Consider the following 19,213-nt stretch of genomic DNA (forward strand, 5'->3'; position numbering starts at 1 on the left):
AGGAGGCTGTCCTAGATGGCGACAAGATTGAAAGAAAAATATACAAGCGAAATCGTACCTAGCTTGATGAGCAAGTTTGGTTACAGCTCCATCATGCAAGTGCCGAAAGTAGAAAAAATCGTTATCAACATGGGTGTCGGTGAAGCAGTTGCCAACGCGAAAGCTCTGGATACTGCAATTGAGGATTTGCAAATTATCACAGGTCAAAAACCAGTGGTAACTCGTGCGAAGAACTCCATCGCAGGTTTCAAATTGCGTGAAGGTATGCCGATCGGTGCGAAAGTTACCCTTCGTGGTGAGCGTATGTACCACTTCCTCGACAAGTTGATGAACGTATCGCTCCCGCGTGTACGTGACTTCCGCGGTATCTCTTCCAAAGCATTTGATGGTCGTGGAAACTATACACTTGGTCTGAAGGAACAACTGATCTTCCCTGAGATCGAGTACGATAAAATTGACAAAGTTCGCGGTATGGACATCGTAATCGTAACTTCTGCGAAAACCGATGAAGAAGCTCGTGAGTTGTTGACTCAAATGGGAATGCCATTCCGTAAATAAACCCTATCGTAAGGAGGGAAAAACGTGGCAAAAAAATCAATGATCATTAAGCAACAACGGAAACCGAAGTTTGCGGTTCAAGCGTACACTCGTTGTGAGCGTTGCGGACGTCCTCACTCTGTACTGCGTAAATTCAAACTTTGCCGTATTTGCTTCCGTGAGTTGGCTTATAAAGGTCAAATTCCAGGCGTGAAGAAAGCAAGCTGGTAATTTAACGGGAAGGAGGTTTCTCTCATGGTTATGACTGATCCAATCGCAGATATGCTTACTCGTATTCGCAATGCGAACATGGTTCGCCACGAGAAAGTGGAGATCCCTGCATCCACGATCAAGAAAGAAGTAGCTCGCATCTTGAAGGAAGAAGGTTTCATCCGTGATGCTGAGTTCATCGAGGACAACAAGCAAGGGATTATCCGTCTGTTCTTGAAATACGGTGCAAACAATGAGCGTGTAATTACTGGTCTGAAACGTATTTCTAAACCAGGTCTGCGCGTTTATGCAAAAAATAACGAAGTACCTCGCGTGTTGGGTGGTCTCGGTATCGCGATCATCTCTACATCCGCTGGTGTTATGACTGACAAACAAGCTCGTCAAGCACATGTAGGCGGCGAAGTACTCGCATACGTTTGGTAATTTGCTCTAAGTAATAGGAGGTGTAAGATATGTCTCGTGTCGGTAGAAAACCGATAGCGGTCCCTGCAGGCGTTACCGTTACCAAGAACGGAACGGAATTGACGGTAAAAGGCCCTAAGGGAACTCTGGTCCGTGAATTTCATCCGGACATCACTATCAACGTTAATGAATCCGAAATCGTAGTAGAGCGTCCTAGCGACAACAAAGCTCATCGTTCCTTGCATGGTACGACTCGTGCGGTTCTTGCTAACATGGTTACTGGTGTATCCGAAGGCTTCACTCGTCAACTGGAGTTGGTGGGTGTAGGTTACCGTGCTGCGAAGTCCGGTAATGGCGTAACTCTTTCTCTCGGGTTCTCCCATCCAGTTGAAGTAACACCTGAAGCTGGTATCGAGATCGAAGTTCCTAACCAAACTACGCTGATCATTAAAGGTATCAACAAAGAGCGCGTTGGCCAAGTGGCTGCTGAAATCCGCGCACTGCGTAAGCCTGAACCATATAAAGGCAAAGGTATCAAATACAGCGACGAGGTTGTTCGCCGTAAAGAAGGTAAAAAAGGTAAGTAAGCTTCATAGTTTCATGAGAAGGGAGGCCGCGTAATGTTTACAAAAGGCGATAAAAATAAAGCACGGAAAAAACGTCATCTGCGTATCCGTAAACGTTTGGTAGGTACAGCGGTACGTCCACGCTTGAACGTATTCCGTTCTTCGAAACACATTTACGCACAATTGATCGATGATGCTACAGGCGTAACACTCGCATCCGCATCCTCGCTCGATAAAGAATTGGGCATTAACTACGGTGGTAACGTGGAAGCTGCTACTGCAGTTGGTACGCTGATCGCGAAACGCGCACAAGAAAAAGGTGTAACTGACGTGATCTTTGACCGTGGTGGTTACCTCTACCATGGACGTATCAAAGCTTTGGCTGACGCAGCACGTGAAGCTGGTCTGCAATTCTAATACAAACGAGAACGCTCGTTTTTACAGATCTTAAGAATGGGAAAGTTTTTCCCCTTTCATTCGAAACAAGGAGGGTAAGGAATGCGTATCGACCCTAGCAAATTAGAGCTAGAAGAAAAAGTTGTCGCGATTAACCGTGTTGCGAAAACGGTTAAAGGTGGTCGCCGCATGAGCTTCAGCGCACTCGTTGTTGTGGGTGACCGCAACGGACACGTAGGCGCTGGCATGGGTAAAGCTCAAGAGGTTCCAGATGCCATTCGCAAAGCAATTGACAGCGCGAAGAAAAACCTGATCAAAGTTCCTCTCAAAGGAACTACTGTTCCTCACCAAGTGCTTTGCCAATTTGGTTCCGGAAAAGTATTGATCAAACCAGCTTCTGAAGGTACTGGAGTTATCGCAGGTGGACCGGTTCGTGCGGTTCTTGAATTAGCTGGTGTAGGTGACGTTCTTTCTAAGTCGCTCGGATCCAACAACCCAATCAACATGGTCAACGCTACGCTGGAAGGCCTTGGTCGCCTGAAAACAGCGGAAGACGTCGCGAAACTGCGCGGTAAGACTGTTGACGAATTGTTAGGTTAAGGGAGGGGAATGGGACATGGCAAAATCATTGCAAATCACCCTCAAACGTAGCTTGATTGGTCGCACTCAAGACCAACGCGATACGGTGAAAGCCTTGGGCCTTCGCAAAATCCATCAATCTGTCGTTAAAGCTGATAACCCAGCAATTCGCGGCATGATTTTCAAAGTAAAACACCTTGTTGAAGTAAACGAGGTAGAAGCATAATTCTTTACCAGTTAGGAGGTGCAACGTATGAAATTGCATGAACTGAAACCTGCTGAGGGCTCCCGTCACGTACGCAAACGCGTTGGACGCGGTATCGGTAGCGGTCTCGGAAAGACTTCCGGTAAGGGTCACAAAGGTCAAAACGCTCGTTCCGGTGGCGGTGTTCGTCCTGGATTCGAGGGTGGACAAAACCCGTTGTACCGTCGTCTGCCAAAACGTGGTTTCACCAACATCAACCGCAAAGAGTTCGCACTGGTTAGCCTGGACGCTTTGAACCGTTTCGAAGAAGGCACAGTAGTAACTCCTGAGTTGTTGAAAGAAACTGGCGTAATCAGCGCAGTGCGCGATGGCGTGAAAGTTTTGGCTAACGGTGAATTGACCGTGAAGCTTACTGTAAAAGCACATAAGTTTTCTCAGGCAGCGCAAGAAAAGATTGCTCAAGTCGGTGGAACTGCTGAGGTGATCTAATGCTAGCCAGCCTCTCCAACATTTTTAAGATAGGCGACTTGCGTCGGAAGGTGTTATACACCCTCATGATGCTGGTCGTCTTCCGAATTGGATCTTTTATTCCGGTTCCGAACGTAAACGTGGAAGTGTTCCAACAAAGCACGAACAACTTCCTTGGTTTCCTGAATACCTTCTCCGGTGGCGCGCTGCAAAACTTTTCGATTTTCGCAATGGGCATCATGCCATACATTACGGCTTCGATCATTATGCAGCTCCTGTCGATGGAAGTGGTGCCGAAGTTTACGCAATGGGCACGTGAAGGTGAAGTCGGGCGTAAAAAAATCGCTACGGTCACACGATACTTCACGGTGGTGCTGGGACTTATCCAATCGATCGGGATGACAGTCGGTTTTAACAATATGGCTCCTGGCCTTCTGACGGATACGTCTTTCGGAAGCTATGCCTTGATCGCCATTACGTTGACGGCAGGTACTGCCTTCATGATGTGGATGGGTGAACAGATCACGGAAAAAGGAATTGGAAACGGGATCTCCATTTTGATCGTGGCTGGTATCGTTGCGAATATCCCAAGCGGTGTATTGGCGATTTACTCCACACAGTTTGCAGATCCAAACCAGAACATCTTCTTCAGTATTGTAAAAGTATTGATGGTGCTTTTGGTTATCATTGTGATCATTGTGGGAGTTATTTTCATGCAGCAGGGCGTTCGTAAAATTCCTGTGCAGTATGCGAAGCGTGTGGTGGGACGCAAGATGTTTGGCGGTCAATCTACACACATTCCATTGAAAATTAACTCTGCTGGGGTAATTCCGGTTATCTTCTCGATCTCGCTGGTGATTTTCCCGTCGACAATCGCTCAATTTTGGGCGGATGCATCCGGTACGGGCGTAGCGAACTGGATTTATCAAAACTTCCAGGTTAACGCGCCGCTCGGTATGACACTGTATGCATTTCTGATTATCGGTTTTACGTATTTCTATACATTTGTGCAGATTAATCCTGTACAGATGGCAGATAATATGAGGAAAAACGGTGGCTACATTCCTGGTATTCGCCCCGGTAAGCACACAGAGGTCTATATTACACGTACGTTGTATCGCCTCACGTTGGCCGGAGCGCTGTTCCTTATGCTGATCTCGATCTTGCCGTTCTTCTTCAGTAAGCTGGCAAATCTGCCACAGCAGATTTACATCGGCGGTACTACCCTGTTGATCGTGATTGGGGTTGTGCTTGATACGATGAAACAGATCGAGAGCCAGATGATTAAGCGTCATTACCAAGGTTTCATTCGATAAGCTTGGTAGTGCGCAAGGGACGGAGGGAATGAGTGTGAATATTATTTTGATGGGTCTTCCTGGTGCGGGAAAAGGCACACAGGCAGAGCGTATCGTTCAGGAATTTCACATTCCGCATATCTCTACTGGCGACATGTTTCGTGCTGCTGTGAAAAATGAGACTCCGCTTGGTTTGGAAGCCAAGTCCTACATGGATAAAGGCTTGCTGGTTCCGGATGAAGTGACGATCGGAATCGTGAAGGAGCGCTTGGCGCAGGATGACTGCAAAAAAGGGTTCTTGCTCGATGGTTTTCCTCGAACGGTACCACAAGCGGAAGCATTGACAGAGACATTGAAAGAATTGGGCCGTGGGATTGATCATGTGATCCACATTGACGTGGAACGTGGTTCCCTGATCGAACGATTGACTGGTCGTTGGATTTGCCCGGTTTGCGGGGCAAGCTACCATACGCTCTTTAATCCACCAAAAACAGCAGGTGTTTGCGATAAAGATGGCGGCGTGCTGTATCAGCGTGATGACGACAAGCCGGAAGTGGTTACACAACGTTTGGATGTCAATATCGCACAAGCGCAGCCGTTGATCGATTACTATTCGAAGCAAGGACTGCTTCGCACCATTAATGGAGAGCAGGACATCCAAGTGGTGTTTGCGGAAATTGCGTCTTTATTGCGAGGGTAAGCGATAATGATCATTCTAAAGTCGAGAATGGAACTGGATGTCATGCGTGAAGCAGGACGCATTGTCGCTTTAACTCACCAAGAACTATCCAAAGCAGTAAAGCCAGGCGTAACGACAAAAGAGCTCGATGAATTAGCAGAAACGTTTATTCGCAGCAAGGGAGCGGTCCCGTCGTTCAAAGGCTACAACGGCTTTTCAGGAAGTATCTGCACTTCAGTCAATGAAGAACTCGTACATGGCATCCCGGGAAAAAGGACGCTTCAAGAGGGAGATATTATTAGTATCGACATCGGTGCCTGCTTCCAGGGTTACCACGGTGACTCCGCATGGACGTACGCAGTCGGCACTATCTCTACGGAAGATCAGCGTTTGATGAAAGTGACGGAAGAATCGCTGTACAAAGGATTGGAAAAAGCGATCCCTGGTGCGCGGCTCTCCGATATCTCACACGCAGTACAACTTCATGCTGAAGCAGCCGGATTTTCGATCGTCCGGGAATATGTTGGGCATGGCATCGGACAGAGTTTGCACGAAGATCCGCAAATTCCGAATTACGGGCCACCCGGACATGGACCGCGATTGAAGCCGGGCATGGTGTTGGCGGTCGAACCAATGGTGAATGCTGGCGAACGTTATGTCCGCACATTGGAGGACAATTGGACGGTCGTAACCGTCGATGGGAAAAAATGTGCTCACTATGAACACACCATCGCGATTACGGAAGATGGCTATGAGATTTTGACCAGAGCATAGACAATGCTATATGATTCGCGGCTAGGTTCGGGATTGTCGTCCAACGTGTTGACAAAAGGCTCGCGTAGGCAAGTCCTAACAGAAACTGCGTGTGTTCATTGGATTAACGAAACTCATGGTCTGACTGAAGGACAGTTGAAAGGAGAGTAACGGATGGCCAAAGACGACGTGATTGAAGTTGAGGGAACAGTAATTGAACCCCTTCCGAATGCGATGTTTCGTGTGGAACTGGAAAACGGACACAAGGTGCTTGCACATGTATCCGGGAAGATCCGCATGCACTTCATCCGCATCTTGCCAGGTGATAAAGTAACCGTAGAACTATCGCCATATGACTTGACACGCGGTCGCATCACATACCGCTATAAATGATCCCGAAAGAGGGAGGTAATAACCATGAAAGTTAGACCATCGGTTAAACCGATTTGCGAAAAATGCAAGGTTATTCGCCGAAAAGGGAACGTAATGGTAATCTGCGAAAATCCGAAGCATAAGCAAAGACAAGGATAATTACTTAAGGAGGTGCTTTTGAAGCATGGCACGTATTGCAGGCGTTGACTTGCCTCGCGAAAAACGCGTGGAAATCGCTCTTACCTACATCTTTGGTATTGGCCGCCCCACGTCCCAACGCATTCTTGCTGAAACTGGCGTTAATGCGGACACTCGTGTTCGCGATCTGACTGAAGAAGAAGTTGCGAAACTTCGTGAATACATCGATAAAAGCATTAAAGTGGAAGGCGATCTGCGTCGCGAAATTTCCCTCAACATCAAGCGCTTGATGGAAATCGGATGCTTCCGTGGAATCCGCCATCGCCGTGGCTTACCAGTTCGTGGTCAGCGCACAAAAACAAATGCTCGTACGCGCAAAGGTCCTCGCCGTACTGTAGCGAACAAGAAGAAGTAAAGGAGGGTGAACTAACATGGCGAAAAGAAAACAAGCGACTGCTACTCGTACACGTCGTCGTGACCGTAAAAACGTTGAAGTTGGCGTTGCACACATCCGTTCGACGTTCAACAACACGATCGTTACCATCACCGACCCACATGGCAACGCAATCTCTTGGTCCAGTGCTGGTGCCCTCGGTTTCAGAGGTTCCCGCAAGAGCACGCCATTTGCAGCGCAAATGGCAGCTGAAACTGCGGCGAAAACTGCTATGGAACATGGCATGCGCTCTTTAGAAGTACTGGTGAAAGGCCCAGGTGCCGGTCGTGAGGCAGCAATCCGCTCCTTGCAAGCAGCTGGTTTGGAAGTTAACATGATCAAAGATGTTACCCCAATCCCGCACAACGGCTGCCGTCCGCCAAAACGTCGCCGCGTGTAATGGGTTTATAAAGTTCAGAAGATGTCCATACTAGTATGGTAAATTCTGCTTTCTTGGCTTGTCATGCACGCAACGGTAAACCGCCGAACGAAATTCAAAGGGTGGGAGATACGTTCCACCCTGGAATTTCGACGTTTTGAAGGAGGGTTTGTTTAATGATAGAAATAGAAAAACCGAAAATCGAGGTTGTGGAAGTTAACGACGACAACACCTATGGCAAGTTCGTCGTTGAACCCCTAGAACGTGGATACGGTACCACGCTTGGTAACTCGTTGAGAAGAATTCTTCTCTCCTCGTTGCCAGGTGCCGCTGTAAGGTCCGTTCAAATCGACGGTGTTTTGCATGAATTCTCGACGGTTGAGGGTGTCGTAGAAGACGTTACCGAAATCATCCTGAACATCAAAGGCCTCGCACTAAAGATTCATTCCGATGAAGAAAAGATTATCGAGATTGATGCAGAAGGCGAAGGCGTTGTGAAGGCGGGAGACATTCGTGCTGACAGCGATGTGGAGATTCTAAACCCTGATCTTCATATTGCTACTTTAGCAAACGGCGGTCGTCTGCACATTCGCATGACAGCGGGACGTGGTCGTGGTTACGTACAAGCGGATGGGAATAAGTCCGATGATCTACCGATTGGTGTTATTCCGATCGATTCCATTTATACACCGATTAAACGCGTAAACTATCAAGTGGAAAATACCCGTGTCGGGCAAATGACCAACTATGACAAGTTAACGCTGGAAGTATGGACAAACGGCAGCATTCGCCCAGAAGAGGCGGTAAGCCTTGGCGCGAAAATCATGACCGAGCATCTCAATCTCTTTGTTGGCCTGACTGATGAAGCGAAAGATGCCGAAATCATGGTGGAAAAAGAAGAGGACAAGAAAGAGAAAGTGTTGGAGATGACCATCGAAGAACTGGATCTCTCTGTCCGCTCTTACAACTGCCTGAAACGTGCGGGTATCAACACCGTACAAGAACTGACACAGAAATCAGAAGAAGATATGATGAAAGTTCGCAATCTGGGACGCAAATCGCTTGAAGAAGTTCAAGAGAAGCTCGCAGAACTGGGACTTGGTCTGCGTCAGGAAGACTAGGAACAACATAGACGTTTACTTGACTTTTGAACGGTCGAGTAAGGAGAAGTACCCACAGGGCACTTGGATTTCGTCCTATCACAGAAGTTTATTCGGCGTAGATTAGGTCGAATAAGAAGGAGGTTAGAACATGGCTTACCGTAAATTGGGTCGTCGATCCTCAGCTCGTAAAGCGCTGTTCCGCGACTTGGTAACCGATCTGATCATCAACGAACGCATTGAAACAACTGAGATGAAAGCAAAAGAATTGCGTTCGATTGCTGAAAAAATGATCACTTTGGCGAAACGCGGTGATCTGCACGCTCGTCGTCAGGTTGCAGCATTCGTTCGTAAAGAGGTTGCGACTGCAGAAGGACGCGACGCTGTACAAAAGCTGTTTGATGATATCGCTCCTCGTTATGCTGAGCGCAACGGTGGATACACTCGCATTCTGAAAGTGGGTCCTCGCCGTGGTGACGCAGCACCAATGGCATATCTCGAATTAGTTTAATAACCAGCTTGTTACATGAAAGGGTGGGGGCGGATTCTGGTGATGATACCGGATCTGATTCGTGCCCTTTTTTTCTTGTTTCCAGACAGATTGACGCGCCGATGTGGGGATGGTGAAGAGCGTGAAAGGAAAACCAATCATCACGCTGCAGGACATCACGTTCTCCTATGAAATCGAACCAGGTTGGAACGAAACCGTACTGCAAGGCATGAATATGGAGATCGAGCAAGGCTCCTTTGTCGCCATCTTGGGGCATAACGGCTCGGGGAAATCGACGTTGGCCAAATTAATGAACGGTTTGCTGCTGCCACATGATGGCGTGGTTACGGTAAATGGTAACGACACGAGCGAGCAGGAAAGGTTGTATGAAATCAGGAGAACGGTAGGCATGGTCTTTCAAAATCCGGATAACCAGATTGTGGGGACCAGTGTGGAGGAAGATGTCGCGTTTGGTCTGGAAAACCTGGGTGTCGAACCGACAGAGATGCGTAACCGGATCGATGAAGCATTGCGAGCCGTCCATATGGAGGCGTACGCAAAGCAAGAGCCGCACCGTCTCTCTGGTGGACAGAAGCAGCGGATTGCCATTGCAGGGGTCATTGCCATGAGACCATCTGTCATCGTCCTGGATGAAGCTACGGCTATGCTAGATCCGCAAGGCCGTCGTGAGGTCTGCTCGCTGATCAAACGATTAAACCGGGATGAGGGCATTACGGTGGTTACCATTACGCATTTTCCCGAAGAAGCGCTCGATGCGGATCGAGTGATCGTCATGCAGCGAGGCTCGGTCTATCTCGATGGACCACCGCGGGAGATCTTTTCGCGGACTGAAGAACTGCAATCAATCGGCCTGGATGTTCCTCATGCCGTTCGTCTGCGTCATCATCTTGTGCGCGATGGTGTGGAGCTTCCCCCGATATTGCACCAGGAGGAATTGGTGGAGGAGCTATGCAAATTACTTTTGAAAACGTAAGCTATCGTTACGCTGTAGGCACACCTTTCGAAAAAGCGGCGCTCCACGGACTTTCCTTCACCATTCCCTCTGGAGCATATGTAGGGATCATTGGCCAAACAGGTTCCGGAAAGTCTACCATGATTCAGCATCTCAATGGCCTCATCAAGCCTACTGAGGGAAGCGTGCAGGTCGGGACTTGGAGGATTTCCGCTGATACAAAGGTTCCGGCACAGATGCGCAAAGAGGTAGGGCTGGTCTTTCAGTATCCGGAGCATCAGCTGTTTGAGGAAACGGTGGCAAAGGATGTCTCCTTTGGCCCGCTTAATTTTGGCGCAACGCCTGAGGAAGCCTTGGAGCTGGGGAGAACAGCACTTGATCTGGTAGGACTGCCGTTTGAGGAGTTCAAGGATCGCTCACCGTTCCAACTGAGCGGTGGTCAGATGAGACGTGTGGCGATTGCAGGCGTCTTAGCGATGCAGCCCAAAGCTCTCGTCCTCGATGAACCTACCGCTGGTCTTGATCCGGCCGGACGCAGGGAGATCCTGGACAACATTTATCAGATTCACCAGGAAAGACAATTGACGACGCTGCTGGTCACACACAGCATGGAGGAAGCGGCGAGGTACGCTGATCTCCTGCTTGTGATGGCGGATGGAAAAGTGGCCATGATGGGAGAACCGGCAGATGTGTTTGCGCAAAGTGAAAGGCTGCGTGAGCTCTCTCTGGATGTACCTGCCAGTGTAGACTTTCTGACCAAGCTGAATGAACAGCTGCCGCCCGATAAGCAGCTGCCAGCAAGCCTCTATCGCGAGGAAGAGGTGCTTAAAGCTCTGTTGCAGCGGTTAACGCAGCGAAGGGAGGCGTCTTTATGAACTTCCTGCAAAATTTTGCGATTGGTCAGTATGTTCCGCGTGACTCGTTTGTTCATCGGCTCGATCCACGGAGCAAGCTGCTTTTCTTACTCTTTTTTACCCTGCTCGTCTTTTGGGCCAACAATTGGTTCAGCTATGGACTTTTGCTTTGTTTTTTATTCATGGTGACAGCCGCCTCGAGGATACCGGGCGTATATTTGCTGCGTGGTCTTAAACCTGTGTGGTTTATGCTCGTCATAACGGTCATTCTTCATTTGTTGATTACAAAAGGAGGGGCGGTCTATGTGCAATGGGGATGGTTCTCCATTGAACAGGCAGGGGTTCAGCAGGCGATTTACATGGCCTTTCGTTTGGGTGCACTGGTTACGATGGGGGCCTTGCTGACGCTGACGACCACACCGATGGATTTGACGGATGGTTTGGAACGATTGCTCGCTCCGCTAAAGCGGTTCAATGTACCGGTTCACGAGCTGGCGCTGATGCTCTCGATCGCCATGCGCTTTATCCCCACTCTCCTGGAAGAGACAGATAAGATCATCAAGGCGCAAAAGGCGCGAGGTGTCGATTTTGAGACCGGCCCGCTCATCCAACGGGCTAAGCACATGATTCCGATCGTGATCCCGCTGTTTGTCGGGGCTTTTCGCCGAGCGGAGGAATTGGCTCTGGCTATGGAGGCGAGGGGCTACCGCGGGGGAGAAGGACGTACGCGTTTGCGGCAGCTGCATCTGTCATGGCGGGATACGCTGCTGGCAGGGATCGCGATCCTGCTGGGAGTACTGATGGGATGGTGGAGAGAGTGAAACGGTTAAAAGGCATTGTCGCTTATGACGGTACAGACTACAGCGGTTTTCAGTCACAGCCTGATCAAGTGACCATTCAGGGTGAAATCGAGGCAGCGCTGCAGCGAGTAACCGGAGAACCCATTACCATCGCAGGCTCCGGCCGTACGGATGCAGGTGTCCATGCCCGCGGGCAAGTCTTTCATTTCGATACGAACAGCACGATCCCTACGGAAAAATGGCGCTATGTCCTGCATAATCAATTGCCTGATTCGATCATCATCCGCTCCCTGGAGGAAGTCGATGCAAGCTTCCACGCCCGTTTTGATGTAAAGGTGAAGGAGTATCGCTATTGCATTGACAATGGCGTTGTTCCGGATCTTTTCCGCCATCGGTATGCTGCCCATATACGCCATCCGCTCGACGTCAAGCGGATGAACGCTGCCGCCCGGTTGCTCATCGGGACGCACGATTTTACGTCCTTTTGCTCGGCCAAAACCTTTGCGGAGGATAAGGTTCGCACCGTCTATGATTGCCGGGTGGAGCGCGAAGGGGATCTGGTCTGGGTCATTTGCCGGGGGAACGGCTTTCTGTACAACATGGTGCGGATCATTGCAGGCACCCTGGTAGAGGTGGGAGCAGGCAAGCGTCCACCGGAGGAGATGATTCCAATCCTGCAGGCGCATGACCGCGAAAAGGCGGGAAAGACAGCAGAAGCAAAAGGGTTGACCATGTGGGAAGTTGTGTATGAATGAAAGAATGATTTTATTACCAGTCAAGTTCGCTCTTGACTCTGGCACGCCTATGTAGTACGATATTCCTTGGTATTTTTAATACGCGCTAGCGCCCACTCTAGCCCCGGTATTGAAAAACGAACGTATGATACACGTGGAAAAGTTGTTACCGTTGCATTTCCCGTGTTTATCCAGTAAATAACGGTTACTTACGGAAATGATTAGGAGGGACAAACATGCGTACCACATATATGGCAAAACCGCTCCAAGTTGAGCGTAAATGGTACATCGTAGACGCAGCAGGTCAAACACTTGGCCGTCTGGCAAGCGAAGTTGCTTCCATCCTGCGTGGAAAATTGAAACCTGAATTCACTCCGCACGTTGACACTGGCGATTTCGTTATCGTAATCAACGCGGACAAAATCAAGTTGACTGGTAAAAAGTTGACTGACAAAATGTACTACACTCACTCTCTCTATCCGGGTGGTTTGAAAGCGACTCCTGCAGGCGTAATGCTGCAAAAGCGCCCAGATCGTTTGTTTGAAATCGCTGTAAAAGGCATGCTGCCTAAAAACAGCTTGGGTCGTCAAATGTTCACTAAGCTGAAAGTTTATGCTGGTGCTGAACATCCACATGATGCACAAAAGCCAGAAGTATGGCAAATCCGCGGATAATTTGTAAGGGAGGAAAAGACTCGTGGCTCAAGTACAATACTACGGTACAGGTCGTCGTAAACATTCCGTAGCGCGTGTTCGTCTGGTTCCAGGCGAAGGTCGTGTTATGATCAACAAGCGTGACATGGATACGTTTTTTGGTGGTTTGGACACATTGAAATTGATCGTTAAGCAACCGCTCGTTCTGACTGAAACTCTCGGTCGTTACGATGTTCTCGTAAACGTTGCTGGCGGTGGTAACACTGGTCAAGCAGGTGCGATTCGTCACGGTATCTCCCGTGCGCTCCTGAAAGCTGATCCAGAACTGCGTGGCGCTTTGAAACGTGCAGGCTTCCTGACACGTGACCCACGTATGAAAGAGCGTAAAAAATACGGTCTCAAAGCTGCTCGTCGCGCTCCTCAGTTCTCCAAGCGCTAATCGAGTACGATACATGCTTATGCAACCCCTTTGTCTCTATCGAGGCAAGGGGGTTTTCGTTTTTATCTGATCATATTTTGTCCCACTGTCCCATAAGATGAAAAAGAAGCTGGGACAAAGGGGAGTTTGACGGTGACAAGAAAAGCGATTGGCTGGCTACTTGCATTTTTTTTGCTCATCGTAATATTTACGTATGAAAGACCGGAACCAACGACGTGGTCGACGTGGTCCCTGCCCTTAGCCGGAACGGTGATTGCCCTCGATGCAGGACATGGAGGAGTGGACGGTGGTGCGGTTAGCAAGGATGGCGAAGTGTTGGAGAAAGAAGTGACGCTTGCCATCACCATGTATTTGCGGGACTTTCTTCAGCAGGCTGGCGCTTTTGTGGTGATGACCCGTGAAGAGGATAAGGATCTGGCTTCACCGGAGGCGCAGCGTGTCGGCAAACGAAAGTCGGAGGATATACGGAACCGAGTAAAGCTGATCAATGAGACTGCGCCAGACTTTGCGATCAGTGTGCATTTGAATGCGATTCCTTCCTCGCGCTGGTCGGGTGCCCAAACCTTTTATTTTCCAGCCTTCAAAGAGAGTGGCGAAATGGCTTCACTCATTCAGGATGAAATCAAACGCGTGCTGGAAAATACAAATCGAAAGCCGATCATTACCGATGACGTGTTTTTGATTCGTGAGGTGACCTGTCCGGCAGTGTTGGTAGAGGTAGGGTTTCTCTCGAATGAAGCGGAAGCGAAGCAGCTGCGTTCCACGGAATATCAAAAGGCGATGGCGAACGCAATCTATCAAGGGATATTGCGCCACTATGCAGGAGAAAAGCCGGGTACGTAGAGAATACCTGTTCAAAGTGTGAGCGGACTCATGCTCAAGTTTTTGGTATATGCTATAATGGACGCGCAAATGCTTACATAAGACCCAGACGAGATAAGGAACAGGGGTGTCAATATGTTAACAAAAGAACAGATCCTGGAAGTGTTGAAGGATGTAAAGGATCCGGAAATTAATCGTAGCCTGGTTGAATTGAATATGATCCGCAATATCCAGATTGACGGTGACCGCGTCAGTCTGGAAGTTGTCTTGACCATTTCCGGCTGTCCGCTCAAGGTAAAGATTGAGGAAGATGTCGTTGCGGCGGTAAAGAGCTTGGGTGCCGCTGAGGTGCACGTTCGATTCGGAGCGATGACGGATGAGGAGCGCGCAGCCCTGAGTGCACAGCTGCGGGGCAATCAGACACATAACATGGTGCCGGGACAAGCCCAAGTCCTGAATCCGATCCTGGCGAAAGATTCGAAAACGACGTTTATTGCCATTACATCGGGGAAAGGCGGCGTAGGAAAATCTACCGTAACCGTCAACCTGGCTGTAGCCCTTGCTCGCCTCGGGAAAAAGGTCGGCATTATTGATGCGGATATTTATGGCTTTAGTGTTCCGGACATGATGAATATTGAACAGCGTCCGACCGTGATCGGAGAAACCATTTTGCCAGTGGATAAGTTCGGCGTCAAAGTCATGTCGATGGGCTTTTTTGTAGAAGACAATTCTCCGGTCATCTGGCGCGGTCCGATGCTTGGAAAAATGCTGCGCAACTTCTTCTCGGAAGTGCACTGGGGAGAGGATCTCGATTATTTGCTCTTGGATTTGCCGCCGGGAACAGGCGATATGGCGCTGGATGTGCATACGATGATCCCGCAAAGCAAGGAGATTATCGTGACGACACCTCATGCGACAGCCGCCTTTGTGGCAGCGCGTGCAGGGTCCATGGCCATTCGTACCGGTCATCAGGTGATTGGGGTAGTGGAAAATATGGCTTGGTATGAAGCGAAAGACGGTTCGAAGGAGTATGTATTCGGACGAGGCGGCGGAGCGAAGCTGGCGGAGCAATTAGCCTGTGAGCTTTTGGCGCAAATCCCCTTGGGACAACCGGAAACACATCCAGCCGAACCGGATTATGCTCCATCGGTGTATCAGGGTGACTCGCCGATTGGTAAGCTGTATAGGGAGCTGGCGGAGCGCGTAGTGAAGAAATGTGCTGAAAGCAATGTGAATCCTTCTTAAAATAAGAAAAGGTGAGTCGATTTCTCGCGGCTCACCTTTTTTCATGATCGGCAATGGCATTAGCCTCCACCGCCAGTGCCGCCACCTTCTCCGCCACCCGAGCTGCCGCCACCGCCACCGCTTGAGCCGCCACCGCCACCTCCGCCGCCTTTTTTCTTCGTTTGCGGCTTCAGCATTTCTTCAGTGGCTGTCGTCATCAGTTTCAGCATTTCTGCTTGAAAGAGCGGGCTTTGCATGGCCTCTTGCATGATCTGCATGGTTTGTCGACGATAAGCGGAGCTTTTCATCAGATCCATCATGTTTTTTTCAAACTCGGGATCCTTCATGACCGTTATCAGCATCTTTTGATATTCCGGATCCTTCATGAGATCCTTAATCACTTTTTTATGCTCTTCTTTCATCGATTTTGCCAGGGTGCTCGCGAATTTCGGATCGCGAAACATTTCCTTTACCTGTGGGTTGTTCGGATTGGAAATGGTTTGAATCAAGGATGTTTTGACTGTTTCCTGATCGAGGACCATGCTCGATTGGAATTTTTCATCCTTCATCATGGCAGCAACCGACTTTTTGGCGTCCTCTGTCTGTAAGATGTCGACCACCATGTCCTTGATCGTTTTGTAATCGGGCTGTGATTGTGTCTGGCTTTGCCCGCTTGATGCACAGCTCGTCAACATGATGATCAAGGGAAGCAGCACCCAATAAGGGGAACGTATTTTTCGCATGGGATGTCCTCCTTTTCCCTACTAGGCATAGCGTGTGCAGATTCCTCGGTTCTTACGCTAGTATTTTCTTGCTGGGGTTGGTACAATCAAAGACGATGGATAGGAGGGACTAATCTGTGAATTTACGCAAATTCGGCTGGCTCTTTATGACCACGCTGCTGATTGGTGGCGCTGGCGGAGTCTTGTCGGGCTTTTTGATCGCTTGGACAGAATTAACCAAGTCAACAATGGGTAACTTCTTTATGGGAACGCTTGCGAACCTTTTGTTCGGGGCTACGATTAGCATAGTGGCACAGATGGGCTTATTTGCCTATATGACGTTTAATTACATGATGCTCAGCATTTTTAGGGGCGGCGTTTTATGGAGAAATATACAGGTGTTTTTCATTCTGTTTACTTTTTTCGATATGGCCTATCTGCGCTACAATACACTTTCGCGCGGGGAATCCCTGTGGCCCTATCTGATTGAACCGGTGGGACTCCTGATTGCCGCCATCGTGTTTGCTTACGTAAAGGTCAAGCTGACGAACCCGACAGCGTGGGTGCCCACGATCTTCTTTTTATTTGTTGTGACGGCACTCGAATGGATTCCGGGGCTAAAAGAGCAGCATGCAAGCTCCATCATTTCGTTTATTATTCCATTGATGGCATGTAATGTTTGGCAGGTGCTGCACTTGCATCGCCTTACCAAAAAAGAAAGCTGATCCTTTGTTTGGATCAGCTTTTAATTTACTTCTTTGGTATTGGCTTTCGCGCCAGCAATCAGCTCGGACACCGTTACAAATTGATATCCTTCAGCACGAAGCTTATCGATGATAATCGGCAGGGCCAGGTGGGTTTCCTTGCAGGAATCGCTGGCATGCATCAGAATGATATCGCCCGGATGTGTTTTGGTCACTACATTTTTTACAATTTGATCGACGCCCGGGTTCATCCAATCCTTCGAGTCGGTATCCCACTGGATCACCGTATAATCCATTTGCTCTGCGATTCGCAGCACTCGTTTGTCAAAATCGCCATTGGGCATGCGGATCAAAGTCGGTTTTTTGCCCGTCATCTCGGTTAAAATGGTATGTGCCTTGCCGATTTGATTGCGAATTTCCTCGTCGGCATACTTGCTGTAATAATCATGCTTGTGGCCATGCGAGGCGATTTCGTGGCCATCATCCACGATGCGTTTGACAATGGCCGGATGGCGTTGGCTCCATGGTGATGACAGAAAGAAGGTTACTTTGCCCACCTTTTTCTGCTTGAGAATGTCAAGGATCGGGATGGCCCGATTTTCTCCCCAGCTGATGTCAAATGTCAGCGCGATTTTTTTCTCGTCCGTATCTACTTTGAAAATGGCTTGCGGCGATTGGATTTTTGCTCCATCAGAAAATGCAGCAATCGTGTCGCGTTCGGCATAAGCGATACCGATTGCAAAAAGGAATGCGGCGGCAATGATCATGATTTGCTTTAATCGCGTTGTGCTGACTACGTACATAAATCTCACTGGTATCACCCTCCTTTGTCCCTTCTCATTTTATGCAGAGGGGGCAAGTATATTCTTTGTCGAGGGCGCTGTTTTCAGGTAAGATACATATGCTGGAAATATATAAAAACAAGGGGTGTAGTTGATGCTCGAACACCTGCGCAATATCTGGTTGGTTAACAAACGATATTTTTATATTGCAGGAGTCCTGTTGTTAGCGGGAGCGTTTATTGGGTTTGTGCAAGCGGATCTGGTAGATGAGATGGCGAAGCGAATGCTCAAGCAAATCGAAGGCATTGCGGAAAAGATTAAACATAGTGGGGGAAGCGTAGGAGTAACGTTTTGGACCATTTTCCTCAATAACGTGACCAGTGCCTTATTCATGATGCTGTTAGGTGTATTCTTTGGGATTTTCCCTGTATTTGGCCTTGTATCGAACGGAGTGCTGCTTGGTTATATTTTTCAAAAACTAACCTTTGCTGGTTCAAATACTCTCCTCATTTTGGTAGTGGGGATATTGCCCCACGGTATTTTGGAATTGCCGACGGTCATTTTTGCCGCCGGGGTCGGAATTCGTTATGGGATCTTGGCGATGCGTTCGATTGGTTCTGCGTGGAACGTAAACGCTAGGGGCGAAGTCAAGCGAGAGTGGCTGATGAGTGTCAAACAGCTTCCGGCAACGGTCCTCGTCATTGTGTTATTGTTAGTAGCGGCTGCTTTGATCGAGAGTGCCATTACACCAGCTCTTTTAAAGGCAACGATCGGCGAGTCACCGTTTCTCCGATAAAGGTGAAGTATGCTCGGGGAGGAAAGCGAAGAGTTCTCTGTTTTCAGAGTGCTTTTCGCTTTCTTTTTTAATTGTGCGAAATATGTTTAACCTTATGAAAAAGGAATAGGCAAATTTAGCAATGGAAAAGCTATTGGTATAACTCCATAAGTGGTAGGGGAGGGCTCTCATTGCTCGGATTCTTGTTTAGTAAAAAAGAATGTCAGGAACTTGCCTATTTGTTGAAACGGGAATTGGAAGAGATGCTGCTGGATCTGGGTGATAAGCGTATTGATTTTCTGGTCAGACGTGCGATGGAGGAAAGATACAATATCTTATTTCGGATGTACGCGCGCGTGGCGGGGCCATCTGAACTGTCCAAATACGTCCGGAAGCGAAAACTGGAGGAGGAAAAATTAACATAGATATTTTTTGTGGAGAAAGTATTGACTTGAGACAGCTACACGTGATAGATTATAAAAGTCGCCTCGAGCGATAAGGAAAAAATGCTCCTTGAAAACTGAACAGCGAAAGCGTTGAAACGAACCAATCAATTACTTGTTTCAAATAAGCCAAGCTTAAAGCTTGAGCAACGATTAAACACCAATTTATTGGAGAGTTTGATCCTGGCTCAGGACGAACGCTGGCGGCGTGCCTAATACATGCAAGTCGAGCGAGGGTCTTTACGACCCTAGCGGCGGACGGGTG

The 19,213-nt window shown here is 48.7% G+C and carries 30 protein-coding genes and 1 rRNA gene; 29 read left to right on the plus strand and 2 right to left on the minus strand.

What is annotated here, in order from left to right; genetic code table 11:
• Positions 1-15: 15 nt before the first annotated feature.
• The 25 genes from rplE to EIZ37_RS21500 all read left to right on the plus strand — a co-directional run bounded on the left by rplE (position 16) and on the right by EIZ37_RS21500 (position 15,543).
• Complete coding sequence (gene rplE, locus EIZ37_RS21380) at positions 16-558, plus strand: 50S ribosomal protein L5 (RefSeq protein ID WP_134686799.1); 543 nt, start codon at positions 16-18, stop codon at positions 556-558.
• A gap of 24 nt (positions 559-582) precedes the next feature.
• Entirely contained in the window at positions 583-768 is a 186-nt protein-coding gene (locus EIZ37_RS21385) for a type Z 30S ribosomal protein S14 (protein ID WP_134686800.1), read from the plus strand.
• A 24-nt stretch (positions 769-792) separates the two neighbouring features.
• Positions 793-1,191: a 30S ribosomal protein S8 gene (rpsH, locus tag EIZ37_RS21390; protein WP_134686801.1), complete on the plus strand. Its 399-nt coding sequence runs from the start codon at positions 793-795 to the stop codon at positions 1,189-1,191.
• 29 nt (positions 1,192-1,220) lie between these two features.
• Entirely contained in the window at positions 1,221-1,757 is a 537-nt protein-coding gene (rplF, locus tag EIZ37_RS21395; RefSeq protein WP_134686802.1) for a 50S ribosomal protein L6, read from the plus strand.
• A 33-nt stretch (positions 1,758-1,790) separates the two neighbouring features.
• On the plus strand, positions 1,791-2,153 hold the full coding sequence (gene rplR / locus EIZ37_RS21400) for a 50S ribosomal protein L18 (protein ID WP_134686803.1): 363 nt from the start codon (positions 1,791-1,793) through the stop codon (positions 2,151-2,153).
• Between the two features lie 81 nt (positions 2,154-2,234).
• Positions 2,235-2,732 (plus strand): 30S ribosomal protein S5, encoded by a 498-nt coding sequence (rpsE, locus tag EIZ37_RS21405; protein WP_134686804.1) that lies wholly within the window; start codon positions 2,235-2,237, stop codon positions 2,730-2,732.
• Positions 2,733-2,748: 16 nt separating this feature from the next.
• A complete protein-coding gene (rpmD, locus tag EIZ37_RS21410) occupies positions 2,749-2,937 on the plus strand; it encodes a 50S ribosomal protein L30 (protein ID WP_134686805.1) in 189 nt (62 codons plus the stop codon).
• Between the two features lie 27 nt (positions 2,938-2,964).
• Positions 2,965-3,405 carry a 50S ribosomal protein L15 gene (gene rplO, locus EIZ37_RS21415; protein ID WP_134686806.1) on the plus strand — a complete coding sequence of 147 codons (441 nt, stop codon included), beginning with the start codon at positions 2,965-2,967 and terminating at the stop codon, positions 3,403-3,405.
• The gene (gene secY, locus EIZ37_RS21420) at positions 3,405-4,700 is read left to right on the plus strand and encodes a preprotein translocase subunit SecY (protein WP_134686807.1); all 1,296 of its coding nucleotides are present in this window, start codon (positions 3,405-3,407) and stop codon (positions 4,698-4,700) included. The genes rplO and secY overlap by 1 nt, the downstream gene beginning before the upstream one ends.
• A 34-nt stretch (positions 4,701-4,734) precedes the next feature.
• A complete protein-coding gene (locus EIZ37_RS21425; RefSeq protein WP_134686808.1) occupies positions 4,735-5,379 on the plus strand; it encodes an adenylate kinase in 645 nt (214 codons plus the stop codon).
• Positions 5,380-5,385: 6 nt separating this feature from the next.
• The gene (gene map, locus EIZ37_RS21430) at positions 5,386-6,132 is read left to right on the plus strand and encodes a type I methionyl aminopeptidase (RefSeq protein ID WP_134686809.1); all 747 of its coding nucleotides are present in this window, start codon (positions 5,386-5,388) and stop codon (positions 6,130-6,132) included.
• 153 nt (positions 6,133-6,285) lie between these two features.
• Positions 6,286-6,504, plus strand: coding sequence for a translation initiation factor IF-1 (gene infA / locus EIZ37_RS21435; protein ID WP_003333772.1), 219 nt, complete (start codon positions 6,286-6,288; stop codon positions 6,502-6,504).
• Between the two features lie 24 nt (positions 6,505-6,528).
• The gene (gene rpmJ, locus EIZ37_RS21440) at positions 6,529-6,642 is read left to right on the plus strand and encodes a 50S ribosomal protein L36 (RefSeq protein ID WP_021296640.1); all 114 of its coding nucleotides are present in this window, start codon (positions 6,529-6,531) and stop codon (positions 6,640-6,642) included.
• A gap of 25 nt (positions 6,643-6,667) precedes the next feature.
• Positions 6,668-7,036: a 30S ribosomal protein S13 gene (gene rpsM, locus EIZ37_RS21445; RefSeq protein ID WP_134686810.1), complete on the plus strand. Its 369-nt coding sequence runs from the start codon at positions 6,668-6,670 to the stop codon at positions 7,034-7,036.
• Positions 7,037-7,052: 16 nt separating this feature from the next.
• Complete coding sequence (gene rpsK / locus EIZ37_RS21450; protein WP_134686811.1) at positions 7,053-7,454, plus strand: 30S ribosomal protein S11; 402 nt, start codon at positions 7,053-7,055, stop codon at positions 7,452-7,454.
• A gap of 155 nt (positions 7,455-7,609) precedes the next feature.
• A complete protein-coding gene (locus EIZ37_RS21455) occupies positions 7,610-8,554 on the plus strand; it encodes a DNA-directed RNA polymerase subunit alpha (RefSeq protein ID WP_134686812.1) in 945 nt (314 codons plus the stop codon).
• Between the two features lie 130 nt (positions 8,555-8,684).
• Positions 8,685-9,044 carry a 50S ribosomal protein L17 gene (gene rplQ, locus EIZ37_RS21460; protein WP_134686813.1) on the plus strand — a complete coding sequence of 120 codons (360 nt, stop codon included), beginning with the start codon at positions 8,685-8,687 and terminating at the stop codon, positions 9,042-9,044.
• A gap of 121 nt (positions 9,045-9,165) precedes the next feature.
• Positions 9,166-10,017 carry an energy-coupling factor transporter ATPase gene (locus EIZ37_RS21465; RefSeq protein ID WP_235828146.1) on the plus strand — a complete coding sequence of 284 codons (852 nt, stop codon included), beginning with the start codon at positions 9,166-9,168 and terminating at the stop codon, positions 10,015-10,017.
• A complete protein-coding gene (locus EIZ37_RS21470; RefSeq protein ID WP_134686815.1) occupies positions 9,993-10,871 on the plus strand; it encodes an energy-coupling factor transporter ATPase in 879 nt (292 codons plus the stop codon). Before EIZ37_RS21465 ends, EIZ37_RS21470 begins: the two co-directional genes overlap by 25 nt.
• On the plus strand, positions 10,868-11,671 hold the full coding sequence (locus EIZ37_RS21475) for an energy-coupling factor transporter transmembrane component T family protein (RefSeq protein WP_134686816.1): 804 nt from the start codon (positions 10,868-10,870) through the stop codon (positions 11,669-11,671). The genes EIZ37_RS21470 and EIZ37_RS21475 overlap by 4 nt, the downstream gene beginning before the upstream one ends.
• The gene (truA, locus tag EIZ37_RS21480; protein ID WP_205683872.1) at positions 11,656-12,405 is read left to right on the plus strand and encodes a tRNA pseudouridine(38-40) synthase TruA; all 750 of its coding nucleotides are present in this window, start codon (positions 11,656-11,658) and stop codon (positions 12,403-12,405) included. The genes EIZ37_RS21475 and truA overlap by 16 nt, the downstream gene beginning before the upstream one ends.
• A 215-nt stretch (positions 12,406-12,620) precedes the next feature.
• Complete coding sequence (rplM, locus tag EIZ37_RS21485) at positions 12,621-13,058, plus strand: 50S ribosomal protein L13 (protein ID WP_134686817.1); 438 nt, start codon at positions 12,621-12,623, stop codon at positions 13,056-13,058.
• A gap of 22 nt (positions 13,059-13,080) precedes the next feature.
• Positions 13,081-13,476, plus strand: coding sequence for a 30S ribosomal protein S9 (gene rpsI, locus EIZ37_RS21490; RefSeq protein ID WP_134686818.1), 396 nt, complete (start codon positions 13,081-13,083; stop codon positions 13,474-13,476).
• Between the two features lie 132 nt (positions 13,477-13,608).
• A complete protein-coding gene (gene cwlD / locus EIZ37_RS21495; protein WP_134686819.1) occupies positions 13,609-14,319 on the plus strand; it encodes an N-acetylmuramoyl-L-alanine amidase CwlD in 711 nt (236 codons plus the stop codon).
• Positions 14,320-14,433: 114 nt separating this feature from the next.
• A complete protein-coding gene (locus EIZ37_RS21500) occupies positions 14,434-15,543 on the plus strand; it encodes a P-loop NTPase (RefSeq protein WP_134686820.1) in 1,110 nt (369 codons plus the stop codon).
• A 59-nt stretch (positions 15,544-15,602) separates the two neighbouring features.
• On the opposite strand, the gene gerD is transcribed toward EIZ37_RS21500, so the two are convergent.
• Positions 15,603-16,265, minus strand: a complete 663-nt coding sequence (gerD, locus tag EIZ37_RS21505) for a spore germination lipoprotein GerD (protein WP_167569074.1) — start codon at positions 16,263-16,265, stop codon at positions 15,603-15,605.
• 116 nt (positions 16,266-16,381) lie between these two features.
• Between gerD and EIZ37_RS21510 the strand changes: the two genes are divergently transcribed.
• Positions 16,382-16,969: a KinB-signaling pathway activation protein gene (locus tag EIZ37_RS21510; RefSeq protein ID WP_134686821.1), complete on the plus strand. Its 588-nt coding sequence runs from the start codon at positions 16,382-16,384 to the stop codon at positions 16,967-16,969.
• Positions 16,970-16,989: 20 nt separating this feature from the next.
• Here the strand turns inward: EIZ37_RS21510 and pdaB are convergent, their stop codons facing one another.
• Positions 16,990-17,760 (minus strand): polysaccharide deacetylase family sporulation protein PdaB, encoded by a 771-nt coding sequence (pdaB, locus tag EIZ37_RS21515; protein WP_134686822.1) that lies wholly within the window; start codon positions 17,758-17,760, stop codon positions 16,990-16,992.
• Between the two features lie 124 nt (positions 17,761-17,884).
• Between pdaB and EIZ37_RS21520 the strand changes: the two genes are divergently transcribed.
• The 3 genes from EIZ37_RS21520 to EIZ37_RS21530 all read left to right on the plus strand — a co-directional run.
• Complete coding sequence (locus EIZ37_RS21520; protein WP_134686823.1) at positions 17,885-18,526, plus strand: stage II sporulation protein M; 642 nt, start codon at positions 17,885-17,887, stop codon at positions 18,524-18,526.
• 170 nt (positions 18,527-18,696) lie between these two features.
• On the plus strand, positions 18,697-18,930 hold the full coding sequence (locus EIZ37_RS21525; protein ID WP_134686824.1) for a hypothetical protein: 234 nt from the start codon (positions 18,697-18,699) through the stop codon (positions 18,928-18,930).
• Between the two features lie 183 nt (positions 18,931-19,113).
• A 16S ribosomal RNA gene (locus EIZ37_RS21530) occupies positions 19,114-19,213 on the plus strand; the annotation flags it as partial.

Source organism: Brevibacillus migulae, assembly GCF_004521915.1.
GTDB lineage: Bacteria > Bacillota > Bacilli > Brevibacillales > Brevibacillaceae > Brevibacillus_F > Brevibacillus_F migulae.